Source organism: Moraxella oculi, assembly GCF_023336735.1.
Taxonomy (GTDB): domain Bacteria; phylum Pseudomonadota; class Gammaproteobacteria; order Pseudomonadales; family Moraxellaceae; genus Moraxella; species Moraxella oculi.
Genome location: NZ_JAMBAQ010000002.1, coordinates 47,359 through 63,240, shown reverse-complemented (window position 1 = coordinate 63,240; position 15,882 = coordinate 47,359). Strand labels below are relative to the sequence as shown.

The following is a 15,882-nucleotide window of genomic DNA, read 5'->3' as shown; positions in this document are numbered from 1 at the left end:
AAATACAATGTTTCTGCAATATTGTCAATCCAGTATCAACACCATCAATGATGCAACACAACAATGCTAATAATTCATTTAAACGCCGTCAAAACCTCACCAACGGTATGAAATGAACCAAATACCAATATCATGTCTTGGTCATTACTCATCTCAATCGCTCCAACACTTGCCAGCCTTAACTCATCATAAGTGATGATGTTTGCCGATGATAAATGGCAATCCATGAGAGTTAAAATGTCATTCAATCCCATCGCTCTTATGTGGTCAATCATGGCGACATGCCAAGCGGCAATCTCAAACAAACCCTCGTCAATCTTTGCCTGCACCAAATCAAGCACCAAACCAATGTCTTTATCCCCTAACATAGAAAAGACGACATGAAGCTTGGCATCAGCATGAGTTCGTTGATGTTCATGCCAATATGGGACGAATTGTTCCAACAAAAAACTCATGCCGTGAGCGTTATGAGCGACATCAAACAGCCATTTTCTGCCACCAAAGTTGCGATGATCAAACCGCCCTGACAGAGCCACACTTTCTAAGCCTTGAGCGATTGCCGCTTGGTTAATGTCCAAAGATGATGCCAGCACTGAACTGACTGCATTTGCCGCATTCACCAAAGAAATTCTAGGCTTGGGTAATTTGAGCGTCGTACCAGCCGATGAATGATACCAAACATCTTGACGGTCATCAAATTCATACTCCTTACCCAGTTGGTACGATTTGGCGTGCCTCATCCGAACCATCTCCGACACACTACTAGGCAGAATCCTTGCACCCAAGATGACAGGAATGCCATCACGAATGATGCCTGCTTTTTCAAGTCCAATTTTTTCAAGATCGTCGCCCAACCAGTCAACATGATCAATGCCAATATTGGTAATCACCGCCACATCAGGATCAATGATATTGACCACATCTAGCCGTCCGCCTAAGCCAATCTCCAACACCCACACATCGCAGTCAGCCTCCTTAAAAATCAACAAAGCTGCCAATGTCGTCATTTCAAAAAAAGACAAACTTAGACCCATGTCAAGGCGAGCCTGCTCCACCTTTGCCAATGCACGCACCAAAGAGTTCTCATCAGTCTGCCTGCCATCAATATTCATGCGTTCGGTAAAATCAATCAGATGCGGTGATTGGTACAGGGCGGTTTTTAGCCCTGCCGCTTGACAAATGGCACTGATGGTGGCGGTAGTCGACCCCTTGCCGTTCGTACCAGCAACCGTGAATACATAAGGAGCATTGGGCATTTGTTTTTTTAATACACCCAAACGCTGAGCAACTGGTAATACGCGTTCAAGCCCCATATCAATCGCAGAGACATGAATGTTGGCAATGTATTCTAGCCAGCTTGCCAGGCTGTCATTTTCGGTCAAATGCTTGGTTGTTCTCATGGTCTTTATCATATTGGTTAATTCATAAAGAAAACGCCTGCATTGCAAGCGTTTTGATTCAGTGATTATAACATAACAACAAACAAAACACATGGCAAATGCCGTCATGCGTCTTGGCAGTCATCATCATACTCTTTTGATGCAACCAGCCTGTTAGCTTATGGCAACATCAAGCAGTCGTTAAGCATTTGGCAATTTACATAGCTTGGTCAGCAAGCGATGTATCGTCTCAATCAGTTGATGACGATGCACCACCATATCAACCGTACCTTTTTCTAATAAAAATTCTGCTCGTTGAAACGGCTCATCAAGCACTTCTCTTACCGTCTGCTCAATCACTCGCTTACCTGCAAATCCAATCATAGCTTTAGGTTCAGCGATGTGTATGTCGCCCAACATGGCAAGACTTGCTGTTACACCGCCATAAACAGGATTGGTCAATACTACCACATAAGGCACGCCAGCAATACGCATTCTTTCAATCGCTGCCGATGTTCGCGCCATCTGCATGAGTGATAGCAAGCCTTCTTGCATTCTGGCACCACCAGAGGCAGCAAAACACACCAAAGGCTTGCGCTCTACCAATGCCTTTTCGGCAGCCTGCACAAAACGATCACCAACCACAGACCCCATAGAACCACCCATGAATTTAAAATCAAACGCACAAGCAATCAATTCCAACTTGTCAATCCTACCCTCCATGACCACCAAGGCTTCGCTCTCACCAGTCGCTGACTGGGCTTGGGTCATACGCTCTGGGTATGGTTTAGAATCGACAAAATCCAATGGGTTTCCTGCAACAAATTCCTGCCCCAGTTCTGCACTCACACTGTCAAAGAACCAAGTCAGGCGTTTGCGTGCTGACATCGTCAAATGATGATCGCAATCTGGGCAAACATACTGATTAAAAATCAAGCTAGTGTTGGTCGTCAAAGAATGGCAATTAGGGCATTCAGTAGATGGTTCTGTTTCCACTGCTGATGGTGCCACCACACGATCTTGCTTGATGCCTGGTACGGTACGCTTTAGCCAAATGGTCGGCTCGGTGCTGGCAATTTGGGCTTGATCTGACATAAATAATCCTATTTTTTATGCAATTAACAATGAAATATAGTTTACACTTGTATTATTTATTTGGCAAATAAATTTTATTCATGCCTTTCATCACGCCCATGTGCCAACTTATTCCAAACCATGCTGATCAAGCATCATCAATCGCCAGTCTAAGCTCGTCCATTTTGGCAAGTAAAGTGGCACGAGCAGCCGCAATCGCCACCTCATCGTCGGCCGCCACACCAGCAAAGTTTTTAACCAGCTCACTGCCGACAATCACACCGTCTGCAAATTTTGCCACCGCTTTGGCACTCTCGCCGTCTCGTATGCCAAAACCCACACACACAGGCAAATCGGTATCGGCTTTAATGGATTGGACTTGGCGAGCCACTTCATCGGTATCCAATGCCTTTGAACCCGTTACGCCCTTGACCGAGACATAATAAATAAAGCCTGTGCCGTGCTTTAATACCGCTTGACGGCGGTCGGCTTGTGTGGTTGGGGCAAGTAAAAAAATCTGATTGATGCGTTTGTCGGCAAGTCTTTTGGACAGCGTGTCGTCTGTTTCATTGGGCGGTAAATCGACAAGCAATAAGCCATCCACACCATTTTGTGCACACAAAGTTAGAAAATCATCATAACCGATAATCTCCACAGGGTTTAAATAGCCCATTAACAAAACAGGTGTTGTGGTATTGGTCTTGCGAAATTCGCCCACCATTTGCACGGCTTTTTTGGTACTGGTGCCAGCGTTTAAAGCTCGCTCACCAGCTAGGCTAATCACCTGTCCGTCCGCCATTGGGTCGGAAAATGGCAAGCCAATCTCAATGATGTCCGCCCCTGCCGATACCAGCTCGTGCATTAAATCCACCGTAACGGACGGATTTGGGTCGCCTGCCATAATGTAGGGAATTAGGGCTTTTTTGTTTTGCTGTTTTAAAGTCGCAAAAGTTTGGGAAATTCGGGTTTGTACAGAATATTTCAAATCTATCTCCATAAATAACAGATTAGTTAAATGTATTAAATGATATGTAACCCTCTCCATTATTTAATACATTAATTGTTAAGGGTAAAAAGTCTTTAAACTCGTTACGATTATCGCTGAGATTTCTAGTATTCTTTCTTAATTTAGTATTTGGCGAACCAATAATTCTTCTTCTTTTTCTTAACTTGATATTATCATACTCGTTACGATGATAATATTTCATTAAAGATTGAAGAAGATAATCTACAACAAATAGTTCAGAGTTTTTTAACTGCCTTGAACAGTCTTTTGGTTTAATTTTTTCAGATTTTAAATCAAAAAAATACACATCAATATCTGTACTATTGCAAACCATTATTACAATATCACAACTCTTATTTAAACCATCTTCACGCTCAGGGTTTAAGTACTGTGATAATTGAGGAAATCTCTTTTTTCCCTCACAAAAATCTAATGTAAAAGCAATTGAATTTTTGGGAATATGGTCGATGTTAAGTCTGTTAATTAAACTACCATCCGAATCTTCTTTTAAAATCAGCTTATTACATCTAGGGTTGTCAGTAACAAAATCTAGTATAATGTCTGGGTTGAGTAAACTTTTAAAACTAGCTAAAAATGAGCAGATTTGTACCATACTTACTCACCTAAAGAATAGTAAATTTTATCATTTAAAATATTTGCCTCATTAATAACTGTATCAAAAATTTTTGTGTCTATGCCATACTCATTAATAGTAAACTCAGTTATTTCATGATTTTCCACCCCAATACCATAAGCTTTTACATCCGAGATATCCAAAAGTTCATCTTCAGATATCTTGTATTCGCACATAATATTTCTTCTTGCTTCTGGCGACAAGTTTTTTAGCATAATTCGGTTATTAAGCTCTCTTACTAAGTAATCGCTATGAGTAGTAATCAAAACCTTAACGCCAGCATTTATTAGTTTAGCCAATAAAACGGCTATCTTTCTTTGATTGTTTGGATGTAAATTTAGTTCTGGCTCATCAATAATTAATAGCCCTCCTTTTTTAGCGATACAATTTATATACAAGTCAATCAGAAACATAGATTTTATAGAAGATGAGGCAACATAAAATGGTATAGCTATTTTTCTTCTATTTTTCTTCTTTTTTGGATAGTAAAAAACTTCTTTATTGGAATTTTTGAAATTACCTCCGATGATATCTTGCAAAGTGTTCAAAATTGAATCATATTTTTCTTTATCTTCTCTGATAAAGCTTTTATTTTTTTGAACGCTTTCATAATCCCTAATTACCTGAATATTATCGTGTATTGGTTGGGCATATCTAGAACGATATTTCGTTAAGAAGTCAAAAGGGTCAAATTCTTTACCTTCTGTTAAGGTTTCAAGTATTAAATTCTTATTTACATCCAGCTCTTTGTAAAATAAAGATATACCCGTTCTTTCAGATGTAATAACAAATGGATTGGGAAAATCATCATTAGATACTATCAATTTTATCAAGAAATCATTTAAAATATTCTTTATAAGGCTGTTAGGAAAATTTTGTTGTAACTCACCATTATGCTTTAATGTGATATTAATGATATCCGTACCTTCTTCTTTATAGAAAATAAACTCACTCTGATGTTTTTTTCCTATCACAGCTTTTGCTTCAAATTTTTTGGGTATAATTTTTTCCAAATCCATATCTACCATAGAAATACCGACTGAAGAATCTTCAAAGAACTCTTCATTAGTATTAAAATATCTATGTAAATTTTCAGAAAAATTATGCCCAGAACTCTCTAAAGATTTCAACATATTGATTTCATACAAAGAGATATTTACCAAGCCATTCTCTTGCAAGCTATCAATATAATTATCATCAAAATCAAAATGAATATTATTTTTTATGCTTTTTAGCAAGCCATAAATTGCATAATTTAGATAAGTTTTCCCAACGTTGTTCTCACCAAACAATATTGTCAAATTACCCAATTCAAGACAGCCATTATCAACATAGCCAATATTTTTAAATGAAAATTTCATATTAACACCTCCTAAATTTCAACCCCATCCACCGTCATCACCGTATGCAAATCTTTATCGCCACGCCCTGACAGATTGATAATTATAGACTTATCTTTATCCATGGTTTTGGCAAGTTTTAACGCATAAGCGACCGCGTGCGAGCTTTCTAGGGCAGGGATAATGCCTTCGGTTTTGGTCAAAATACGAAAGGCTTCTAGAGCTTCATCGTCATTGATGACAGGGTAATTGACACGCCCAGCGTCCTTTAGAAAGCTATGCTCAGGACCCACACCGGGGTAGTCAAGCCCTGCCGATATGCTGTGCGTGTGCAAAATTTGACCATCATCGTCCGCCATAAGGTAGGTGCGATTGCCGTGCAACACGCCCACACGCCCTGCATTTAGGGGGGCAGAATGCTCGCCTGTGTCAATGCCGTGTCCGCCTGCTTCCACGCCATAAATCGCCACATCATCGTCATTCAAAAATTCATAAAACAGCCCCATGGCATTAGAGCCACCACCCACGCAAGCGACCAAAGCGTCAGGTAATTTGTTTTCTTTTTCAAGGTGTTGTAAACGAGCCTCTCGTCCAATAATTGCCTGAAAATCTCGCACCAAAAGCGGGTAAGGGTGCGGACCTGCCACCGTACCAATCACATAATAAGTATCGTCCACATTGGTTACCCAGTCTCGCATCGCTTCGTTCATCGCGTCTTTAAGCGTGCGAGAACCACTCGTTACAGGCACGACTGTCGCCCCCAAAAGTTTCATACGATAGACATTCATTTTTTGGCGTTCTACATCGTCCGCCCCCATATAGACCACGCATTCCAACCCCAGTCGTGCTGCGATGGTGGCTGTTGCCACACCGTGCTGACCTGCCCCTGTCTCGGCAATGATACGCTTTTTACCGACCAATTTTGCCAAAAGTGCCTGACCGATGGTGTTATTGACCTTGTGTGCACCTGTGTGGTTTAAATCTTCTCGTTTTAGGTAGATTTTTGCCCCACCTGTTTCCGCTGTTAAGCGTTTGGCAAAATACAAAGGCGTGGGACGACCGACATAATTCACCAAATCGTCATTATACTCTGCCCAAAATTCTGGGTTATTTTTGACCGATAAATAAATGCGTTCTAATTCTTCCAACGCACTCATCAAAGTTTCGGACACAAAGCGTCCGCCATGAATACCAAAATGACCTGAGGCGTTGGGGTATTGGGTAAAATCAGTGTTGCTCATCTTCTTCTCTTTTAACGAATTGTTTAGCCTTTATGGACCGTAAGACCCGCGAAAGTCTGCGCCGTTGGCATGACTTCCAAGCGATTAATGTTGATATGTTTGGGCTGATTGATGAGCCATAATACCATATTACTGATGTCTTGTGGGCGGATAAATGCAACATTTTCATATACTTTACCAGCTCGGTCGTCATCGCCATAAAAACGCACATTGCTAAATTCTGTGCCACCACACAATCCTGGCTCAATGTTCGTCACTCGCACATTTTTTCCAATCAAGTCAGCTCGTAAATTCAACCCAAACTGCGTAACAAATGCCTTGGTCGCTCCATAGACATTCGCCCCAAAATATGGATAATTTCCTGCCGTTGATGAAATATTGATGATTAAGCCGTCATTTTTGGCGACCATATATGGCAAAATTTGATGCGTCATCTGAACCAGTCCGAGCGTATTGGTCTGAATCATCGTCTGCCAATCGTCAATACTGGCTTTGTCAGCAGAATCCAATCCTAATGCCAATCCTGCATTATTAATCAGCACATCAATATCCTGCAACAGCACATCATCCAAGTCTGCTAGGGCAGATTTGATGGCTTTCAAATCTGCCACATCAAAGCATAGCGGAATAAAATCCTCACCCAACTCCGCTTTAATCTGCGCCAATTTATCGGCACGCCTGCCCGTACCAATGACAGTATGACCCGCCTTGACACAATCCATGGTGATTTGTCTACCAAAACCTGATGTAACACCTGTGATTAGAATATTCATAAAAAATTCCTTAGATTTTGAAATTTTGGTTACGCACAGAATAATACTTACTTAAACTTTAATTTGGCTCCGATACTAGAAATTTGATGCACGCACCACAAAATCGGTCATACTTTCCTTGGTATTTTTGATGATGTCATGGTAATTATTTTTAAAAGAACACATCACATTTGATTTAAGCAAAATACCGACTTTGTTATTGTCAGTAACATACCCATCAAGCTCCTTCGTCTTCGTGGTTTGTAATCTTTTGGCAGGATTTTGCTTAATGCTTAGTACAATCCCAACAATGACTTTATGATAGAGCCATTCATAAGGTTCATTACTTGGTAATTTTTGGTATTACTTGACTGACGAAATTGATACTACCAACACAACTTTTGCCCAACACCAAGCCAAATCTGCCACATGATCCCTATTCATGTGAATGCACTCATAAACGCTGTCATCCTCTCCATGCATTTCACCCCTTTTTCCTTCTCAATACCGCCACTGACATCCACACCGTGAATTTTTACCATTAATGACTGATTGTTCACAATCCGACTCATATTCTCAGGCGTCAATCCTCCCGCCAAATAAATCGGCAAAGGCGAATCATCAGGGATTTTTGACCAATCAAAGGCATGACCTGTACCACCATATGCCTTATCATTAAAGGTATCCAAAATCACGCCACTTGCCCCGCACACTTGTAAGGCATGAATCTGGCTTAAAATCATCTCTTGACTGTCATCTGCCTTGACACGAATGGCTTTTATCCAGCGCTTGTGAATCATTCGAGCAAGTTTTTGGCAGTCGCTTGGCATTTCATCACCATGAAATTGAATGACATCAAACGCCACTTCATTCGCCAAATTCACCAATTCATCTTGTGTCATATTCACAACCAAGGCAATGACCGTAGTAAAAGCTGGCACGGCTTGAATCAGTTTTTGAGCCTGATCGATGCTGACCGCACGAGGACTGGGAGGATAAAATACCAATCCAACCGCATCCACGCCAAGCTGGCAGGCCGTTGTTATGTCATCAATGCGTGTTAGTCCGCAGAATTTAATTTGCATCGGTCATTCCTCTTAGCGTCTCATGAACTGGCAAGCACCCACATTCTGACCAACCACATCAACCTTTGCGCCCGTCAGAACAAACAAACCTTTGATTTGCTCAGCAGCATTGTTCGCCGCCATTGCCATCACATCGCCTTGACATGCTTTATTAAGCACTTGTGTTTTGGCAGACTCTTGGGCTTGACTGAAGATGTGTGCGTCATTACTCATCGCACCGAACAATCCTGTCTGCCAGTCATACACTTCCAAAACGTCCACATACACATCAAACACTTCCGATGGCGGCATAGTGATGGTAATGTGCGTGATTGACTGATGATCATCTTGCTTATGGGTAACTTGCACCATATTGGGAGTTATCTTGGATAAATCCACGCCTGCCAACACTCGCCCATGTGCCACAAACAGCCCTTTTTGACCATCTTGCCAAAGTCGTTGCCAAGTACCTGATTTATTTGCCGTAATGATGGCATCGACAGAAAACGCCACAGATTGCAATCTGGCAAGCTTTTGAATGTCTGTTACCACCCCCTCATGGGTAACCATATGTGCCGAAGCGGTCGCCTTGTCATAAATCGTCTTAGCAAACATGGCAACTGTAATCAACAACACCAATAAAAGTGCCACATGAAATAAAGAAAATCGGGTCTTAATCGCCATCATCATCTCCAAAGCCTGATGGTGTAAAAATTTTGATGGTAAAGTTAATGCAACTCAATGTATCACAAATATTGGCATTATGGGCATTTTTTTAAATATTTTTTAAAATTAAGTTGCACAAGCAGCTAACATTGCCTTAATATAGCACACTTATCCTTTGTTCTATCCTAGTTTTTAGGGGTTGTCATGAAAGCCAGTCAATTTACCTTTGCCACTTTAAAAGAGACACCAAGCGACGCCGACATCATTTCAAGCCAGCTGATGGTGCGTGCTGGTCTGATTCGCAAGCTTGCCTCAGGTCTTTATGTGTGGATGCCAGCAGGTCTTAGAGTACTTAGGCGTGTAGAAAAAATCGTCCACGAAGAGATGCAGCGTATCCACGCCCAAGAACTTCTGATGCCTGTGACACAGCCTGCCGAGTTATGGCAAGAATCTGGTCGTTGGGAAGACTATGGAGCAGAACTGCTTCGCTTCAAAGATCGTCATGATCGTGATTTTGTTCTTGGTCCTACGCACGAAGAAGTCATCACTGACATCGCCAGAAATGAACTAAAAAGCTATAAGCAGCTGCCAGTTACTTACTATCAAATCCAAACCAAATTCCGTGATGAAATCCGCCCTCGCTTTGGGGTAATGCGTGCACGAGAGTTCACCATGAAGGATGCCTACTCTTTTCACATTGATAAGGAGAGTTTGGCAAAAACTTATCAAGACATGTACGATGCTTACAGTCGAATTTTTACCAGATTGGGGTTAAATTTCCGTGCTGTGCAAGCTGATACTGGTTCAATCGGAGGTTTTGCCTCACATGAGTTTCATGTACTGGCAGACAGCGGAGAAGATGACATCGCATTTTCAACACTGTCGGATTTTACAGCAAATGTTGAGCTTGCTGAAGCAGTATGCACTGATGAGCGTGGTCAGCCAAGCCAATCTCGCCAAAATGTCGACACACCGAACATGCCAACTTGTGAAGCAGTTGCCGAACATCTTAGCGTTTCATTAAAAAAGACCGTCAAAACACTCATCGTCAAAGGTTCTCACTCCCAACAAACGCCAGACATGCCAAAGCTTGTGGCATTGGTTGTGCGTGGCGATCATGAACTCAACGAAATCAAGGCTGAAAAACTCACTCAAGTTGCCAAGCCCTTGACCATGGCAAGCGAAGAAGAGCTTAAAGACGCAGGTTTGATTAAAGGCTATATCAGTGCAGACCTATCACACTTAAACATTCCTGTTTTTGTTGATCGCAGTGCAGCCGCTTTGTCTGATTTCATCTGCGGTGCAAACATTGAGCATCAACATACGATTGGCATGAACTGGGAGAGAGATGCCATCATTACCGCAGTGGTCGATATTCGCAATGTCGTTGATGGCGATCCATCACCAGATGGTCAAGGCGTGATCTGCATCAAGCGCGGCATCGAAGTTGGGCATATTTTCCAGCTGGGTGATAAATATTCTGATGCTTTGGGCTGTAAGGTACTGGGCAAAGAAGGCAAACCCGTTACCCTAATGATGGGCTGTTATGGCATTGGCGTCAGTCGCATCATCGCCGCCGCCATTGAACAAAACCATGATCAAAATGGCATCATCTGGCCAAGCACGCCAAATCCTGCTGATGACATCGCTCCTTTTAGCGTTGCCATCGTACCAATGCGTTCAAAAGATGGCACAGCCGAAGCCAAAGCAGACGAACTATACCAAACCTTCAAAGACAAAGGCATCAATGTTCTGCTAGATGATCGTGATGAGCGACCTGGGGTTAAATTTGCCGATCTTGAACTGCTGGGCATTTCGCATCGCATCGTGGTTTCCGAACGCAATCTTGCCGAAGGAAAATATGAGTATGTTAAGCGTGCTGATGGTGAAAAGCTGATGCTTAGCCTTGAAGAGCTTTTAGAAAAATTCTGATCAAGCATGCCATGCTGACTTAACAATCAGCCGATAATTTCACTCTTTTAAATCAAAAAGGCGAAAGCCAATCGCTTCATCACAATGGTTGACCGTCAGCGATTTGATAACAACTGACACATATCAAGCAAGCGATTGGCATAGCCCCATTCATTATCATACCAAGCAAAAACTTTGATTTGCTCACCCGCTTGCATGAGCTGTGTGCCATCAATGATGAGTGAATGATGATCGCCAATAAAGTCGCTAGAAACAAGAGCCTGCTCTGTATAACCCATAATGCCTGCCAAACGCCCTTCACTGACCTGTTTTAAAAAAACAGCCACTTCATCAACGGTTGTTTTGGATTTAAAGACCAAATTAACATCTATCGCCGCCACATTGATGGTCGGCACACGAATGGAATATCCATTAATCCTACCCTTTAAAAACGGCAACACTCGTTCAGTAGCACCAATACTGCTTGATGTGGTAGGAATGATGTTATGGCTGGCTGCTCTGGCACGACGCAAATCACGATGAGACTGATCCAGTACATTTTGATCAGCGGTAACAGCATGAATCTCCGTCATCATCACATCTTGAATGCCAAAGCGTTCATCAAGCACACAAAGCATGGGAACAAGCGCCTGAGTCGTGCAGGACACACTTGAAATGATGGATAACTGGCGATTTAGCAAATGATCATTCACCCCCATGACGATGCTGGCATCAACCTCATCAAAAGGTGCCGCCCCAACGATGACCTGTGCAGCACCCGCCAGACGATGATGGGTGGCGTCTGCATACGAGCGAAATCTTCCTGTGCACTCCAGCACCACATCCACACCCAAATCTTGCCATGGCAAATGACTGGGGTCTGATTCGTTCAACAGAGTGATTTGCCAGGTCTCATTACCCTTTGACACACAAAGCAAGATATCATCATCTTGGCGAGCCAAGTGTGCTGACGCACCCAAAGCAGACAATCTGCCATGTGTAGAATCAAAGCTTAAAAGATGCAACAATGACTCACAATCCGCCACATCATTGATTGCAACGATCTTAATACCCTCAAATCGATTCGGCTGTTTGATAAAGGCACGCAGCACATTACGCCCAATTCGCCCAAAGCCATTGATTGCTAGGCGAAGTTCTCTGACACTCATTTTTCACACACTCTGATTGTCTTTTTTATCAATAAAAATCAATGCCAAACGCACAGCGTTACAACCGATACCGTCTAACATTTCAACAATGGGACGCAATCTGAAACCCTCAACAAACTCACCTTGAGAATAAAGCACCTCATATGCCTTTTGAACAACAGCAACGACGGCATCATCAGGGCGAATATGTTTTAGATTGAGCGTTTTGTCTTGTTGATACAGGTGATCAATATGCCCAATGATGGTTGATTCTGCCAAAAAACGCTTGTTAGCAATCTCTTTAATCGTCAACCCCTGTTCTAAAAGCTGCTTTGTTTCTTGCAAGATTTGATCAAGCTTGGCTTGTCCGTCTTGCTGCTGCAAGGTTTTTAACGCCTCTTCGATGTGCTGATGCTTCGCCTGCATCTTATTGATATTGGCCTCATTGGCAAGCATGCTCTCTTCTTGGATTTTGCCACCAGATGCTAAAATAAACTTATCATGAATGTCCGAAAGCTTGTTAGCATCTAAGCGACTGATGTCTTTTTCTTGTTGGGCAGAGAGTTCCTGAAAACGCTTGTCAACTTGAAAGACCCACGCATCAAGCAGCAGACTTTTTTGATTAAACCCTAATAATTTCAAGCCACTAAGTGATTTTAGGCGAGATAGTGCCACATAACCTTGACCCATCTCAAAAGTGCGCGTCAAATCAATCTCAGCCGCATCCAATGTCATGCCCTGCGATTTATGAACAGTCATCGCCCAAGCAAGGCATAAAGGCACTTGGGTATAACTTGCCAACAGTTCACCATCACCATTTTCCATGATCCATTCATCAGGCTCAGCAATGACCATGTTGCCATTATTTAAAAGCACCTTAGGATAAACTGGCGAGCCATGGTCATCTGCGACTTGAACAAAATCCACCACTTTACCCAGCGTACCATTAGACACCCCAAGATTTGGATTGTTTTTGACGAACATCACCTTTGCCCCAACCTTAAGCGTCAGTTTTTCAGGTGCTCGCACGCTTTTTTTAAGCATTTCAGCCAAGTTTTTTTCACCCAATGAGCTGGCAAAAAATTCTTGCGTTTTGGCTTGTATGCGATCCAGTTCAGATTGATTGACCTCATCAACATTGGCATTGTGCGTATAAAGACGGGTGCGATTCATCGCAATGTCGTTATGTTCAGTAGCTCTTAGGGCATTGATGGCTTCACTGCTGATATTTTGTTCACGAATCTGATTTAGAATGTCATTAAGAGACACGCCAAAAACCCCTCGCTCTTCATTGGTGGATTGGCGATGCTGCTCACTTAGGTAGCATGTCTGAAAGTCAGCATCAAGCCAAGCTTGAGACATAAAGGCAAATCTTTCTTTCTTCGTTTCGTCTTTCATGCTAACAGGAGGTAACTGAAAGAAATCGCCAGAAAATACGACCTGAATACCCCCAAACGCTGCTTGATCTTCACGAATGAATTTTAATATCTCATTCAACAATTCCACCTGCTTGGCATGCAGCATGGAAATCTCATCAACAATCAGTACGCTAGCCCCTCTGATGCGTTCATAGAGCCTTTCATGAGATTTTAATTTTCGTAAGCCAGTCTGGGTGATGGTATTTTTGATGCCCATGCCAGACCAAGCATGTATTGTCATGCCATTCATGTGCGTGGCGGCAATGCCCGTACTTGCTGTAACAGCAACCGAAACATCTCTGGCTCTAAGATAGTCAATATACTGTTTTAAAAGATGGGTTTTTCCTGCACCTGCCTGCCCTGTTAAAAAAACATTCTTGCCTGTTTTTAAGATATTTAATGCGGTAGTTTGTCTCATACATACCAAAACTGTCATCAATAATCACATTAGCATAGCACAGTTTTTTTGGGTTTTGGGGAAATTTTTATTGAGATTTTTTAAGACAAAGACCTTAAAATAAGCATTGTGAATGCTTGTCAAACTGTTACAAAAATTTACAAAAACTTAAGTGCAGCTCAGCTTACGATTTGTTATTGTAAAGTTGTGCGACATACCGATTGATACTTGGAAATATCTTTCGCACATCATGTAATGACACACATTTCACATAAGGACAGTTCATGAAATACGATACCCCCAACACCCCAAATTCCCTTGTTCAATTCCGCAAACAATACGACAACTTCATTGCTGGCGAATGGATCGCTCCAACCAAAGGACAGTATTTTGACAATACAAGCCCTGTTGATGGGGCGGTCATTTGTCAGGTGGCACGCTCAGATGAATCCGACATTGAAAAAGCCTTAGATGCTGCTCACGCCGCCAAGGACGCATGGGGCAAGACAAGCCCAACTGATCGTGCCAACATCTTACTAAAAATGGCAGACAGAATAGAAGAAAATCTAGAAAAAATCGCTGTTGCCGAAACCTATGACAATGGTAAACCTGTACGCGAGACTTTGGCGGCCGACATTCCACTGGCGATCGACCATCTGCGCTATTTTGCTGGCTGTATTCGTGCCCAAGAAGGTGGCATCAGTCAGATAGATGAAGATACGGTAGCCTACCATTTTCACGAACCGCTAGGAGTCGTAGGTCAAATCATTCCTTGGAATTTTCCAATCCTAATGGCCATTTGGAAAATCGCACCGGCACTGGCTGCTGGTAACTGCATTGTACTCAAATTGGCCGAACAGACCCCTGCTTCTTTCTTATACCTGCTTGACACCATCAAAATCAATGAGCTTCTACCAAAAGGCGTCCTCAATGTCGTGAATGGTTTCGGGGTGGAAGCTGGCAAACCCCTAGCATCAAGCAAACGCATTGCAAAAATCGCCTTTACAGGTGAGACTGGCACAGGTCGTCTCATCATGGGATATGCCAGCGAAAATCTCATTCCTGTTACCTTAGAACTTGGCGGCAAATCCCCAAACATCTTTTTTGAAGACATTTTGGATGCAGATGATGAATTTTTGGATAAGGCGGCAGAAGGTTTGGTCATGTTCGCACTGAATCAAGGAGAGGTATGCACCTGTCCATCTCGCGCCCTTGTTCACGAAAGCATCTATGATAAATTCATGGAGAAATGTATTGAGCGTGTGAAGAATTTCAAACTTGGCAGTCCTTTGGATACCGAGACCATGGTTGGTGCACAAGCCAGTGAAGAACAGCTCAAAAAGATTTTAAGCTATCTGGACATTGGTAAAAATGAAGGGGCGAAAGTTCTGGTTGGTGGCAGTCAAGACGACAGAGAAGATGGTGGATACTACATTCAACCAACCATCTTTGAAGGCGATAATCACATGCGAATTTTCCAAGAGGAAATCTTTGGACCTGTGCTTGCTGTAACAAAATTCAGCAGTGATGAAGAAGCGTTACAAATCGCCAATGACACATTGTTTGGTCTGGGTGCAGGAATTTGGACACGCAACCTCAATAAAGCTTATCGCTTCGGTCGTGGCATTCAGGCAGGTCGTGTGTGGACGAATTGCTATCACATCTACCCAGCGCATGCTGCTTTTGGTGGCTACAAGCAATCAGGCATCGGTCGTGAAAACCATAAAATGATGCTAGAACATTATCAACAAACCAAATGCATGTTAGTATCATATAGCAATAAAGCGATGGGTTTTTTCTAACTCTCGTGCTTTTTTGATATTTATTAAAACACCCCAAGAAAAGTTTTGGG

Annotated in this window: 13 protein-coding genes; 2 read left to right on the top strand and 11 right to left on the bottom strand. The window is 42.4% G+C overall.

The window, feature by feature from the left end:
* Nucleotides 1–74: 74 nt before the first annotated feature.
* From folC to M2R47_RS01430, 9 genes are all read right to left on the bottom strand, one after another.
* Nucleotides 75–1,400, bottom strand: coding sequence for a bifunctional tetrahydrofolate synthase/dihydrofolate synthase (folC, locus tag M2R47_RS01470; protein ID WP_249097904.1), 1,326 nt, complete (start codon nucleotides 1,398–1,400; stop codon nucleotides 75–77).
* A 180-nt stretch (nucleotides 1,401–1,580) separates the two neighbouring features.
* Nucleotides 1,581–2,474, bottom strand: a complete 894-nt coding sequence (accD, locus tag M2R47_RS01465; RefSeq protein WP_249097901.1) for an acetyl-CoA carboxylase, carboxyltransferase subunit beta — start codon at nucleotides 2,472–2,474, stop codon at nucleotides 1,581–1,583.
* Nucleotides 2,475–2,601: 127 nt separating this feature from the next.
* Complete coding sequence (gene trpA, locus M2R47_RS01460; RefSeq protein ID WP_249097898.1) at nucleotides 2,602–3,438, bottom strand: tryptophan synthase subunit alpha; 837 nt, start codon at nucleotides 3,436–3,438, stop codon at nucleotides 2,602–2,604.
* A gap of 22 nt (nucleotides 3,439–3,460) precedes the next feature.
* Nucleotides 3,461–4,072 (bottom strand): hypothetical protein, encoded by a 612-nt coding sequence (locus tag M2R47_RS01455; protein ID WP_249097895.1) that lies wholly within the window; start codon nucleotides 4,070–4,072, stop codon nucleotides 3,461–3,463.
* Between the two features lie 2 nt (nucleotides 4,073–4,074).
* Nucleotides 4,075–5,454 (bottom strand): AAA family ATPase, encoded by a 1,380-nt coding sequence (locus tag M2R47_RS01450; protein ID WP_249097893.1) that lies wholly within the window; start codon nucleotides 5,452–5,454, stop codon nucleotides 4,075–4,077.
* Between the two features lie 11 nt (nucleotides 5,455–5,465).
* On the bottom strand, nucleotides 5,466–6,674 hold the full coding sequence (gene trpB, locus M2R47_RS01445) for a tryptophan synthase subunit beta (protein WP_249097891.1): 1,209 nt from the start codon (nucleotides 6,672–6,674) through the stop codon (nucleotides 5,466–5,468).
* A gap of 23 nt (nucleotides 6,675–6,697) precedes the next feature.
* The gene (locus M2R47_RS01440) at nucleotides 6,698–7,447 is read right to left on the bottom strand and encodes an SDR family NAD(P)-dependent oxidoreductase (protein ID WP_249097890.1); all 750 of its coding nucleotides are present in this window, start codon (nucleotides 7,445–7,447) and stop codon (nucleotides 6,698–6,700) included.
* Nucleotides 7,448–7,866: 419 nt separating this feature from the next.
* The gene (locus M2R47_RS01435; RefSeq protein WP_249097888.1) at nucleotides 7,867–8,511 is read right to left on the bottom strand and encodes a phosphoribosylanthranilate isomerase; all 645 of its coding nucleotides are present in this window, start codon (nucleotides 8,509–8,511) and stop codon (nucleotides 7,867–7,869) included.
* Between the two features lie 12 nt (nucleotides 8,512–8,523).
* The gene (locus M2R47_RS01430) at nucleotides 8,524–9,180 is read right to left on the bottom strand and encodes a DUF4230 domain-containing protein (protein ID WP_249097886.1); all 657 of its coding nucleotides are present in this window, start codon (nucleotides 9,178–9,180) and stop codon (nucleotides 8,524–8,526) included.
* Nucleotides 9,181–9,360: 180 nt separating this feature from the next.
* On the opposite strand from M2R47_RS01430, the gene M2R47_RS01425 reads away from it, so the two are divergent.
* The gene (locus M2R47_RS01425; protein ID WP_249097884.1) at nucleotides 9,361–11,088 is read left to right on the top strand and encodes a proline--tRNA ligase; all 1,728 of its coding nucleotides are present in this window, start codon (nucleotides 9,361–9,363) and stop codon (nucleotides 11,086–11,088) included.
* A 95-nt stretch (nucleotides 11,089–11,183) separates the two neighbouring features.
* Here M2R47_RS01425 and M2R47_RS01420 read toward each other — a convergent pair whose 3' ends face one another.
* Together M2R47_RS01420 and M2R47_RS01415 are read right to left on the bottom strand one after the other, a co-directional pair.
* A complete protein-coding gene (locus M2R47_RS01420) occupies nucleotides 11,184–12,236 on the bottom strand; it encodes a type I glyceraldehyde-3-phosphate dehydrogenase (RefSeq protein WP_249097883.1) in 1,053 nt (350 codons plus the stop codon).
* Nucleotides 12,237–12,239: 3 nt separating this feature from the next.
* Nucleotides 12,240–14,051, bottom strand: a complete 1,812-nt coding sequence (locus M2R47_RS01415; protein WP_249097879.1) for an AAA family ATPase — start codon at nucleotides 14,049–14,051, stop codon at nucleotides 12,240–12,242.
* Between the two features lie 263 nt (nucleotides 14,052–14,314).
* On the opposite strand from M2R47_RS01415, the gene exaC reads away from it, so the two are divergent.
* Nucleotides 14,315–15,832, top strand: a complete 1,518-nt coding sequence (gene exaC, locus M2R47_RS01410; RefSeq protein ID WP_249097877.1) for an acetaldehyde dehydrogenase ExaC — start codon at nucleotides 14,315–14,317, stop codon at nucleotides 15,830–15,832.
* Nucleotides 15,833–15,882 lie beyond the last annotated feature (50 nt).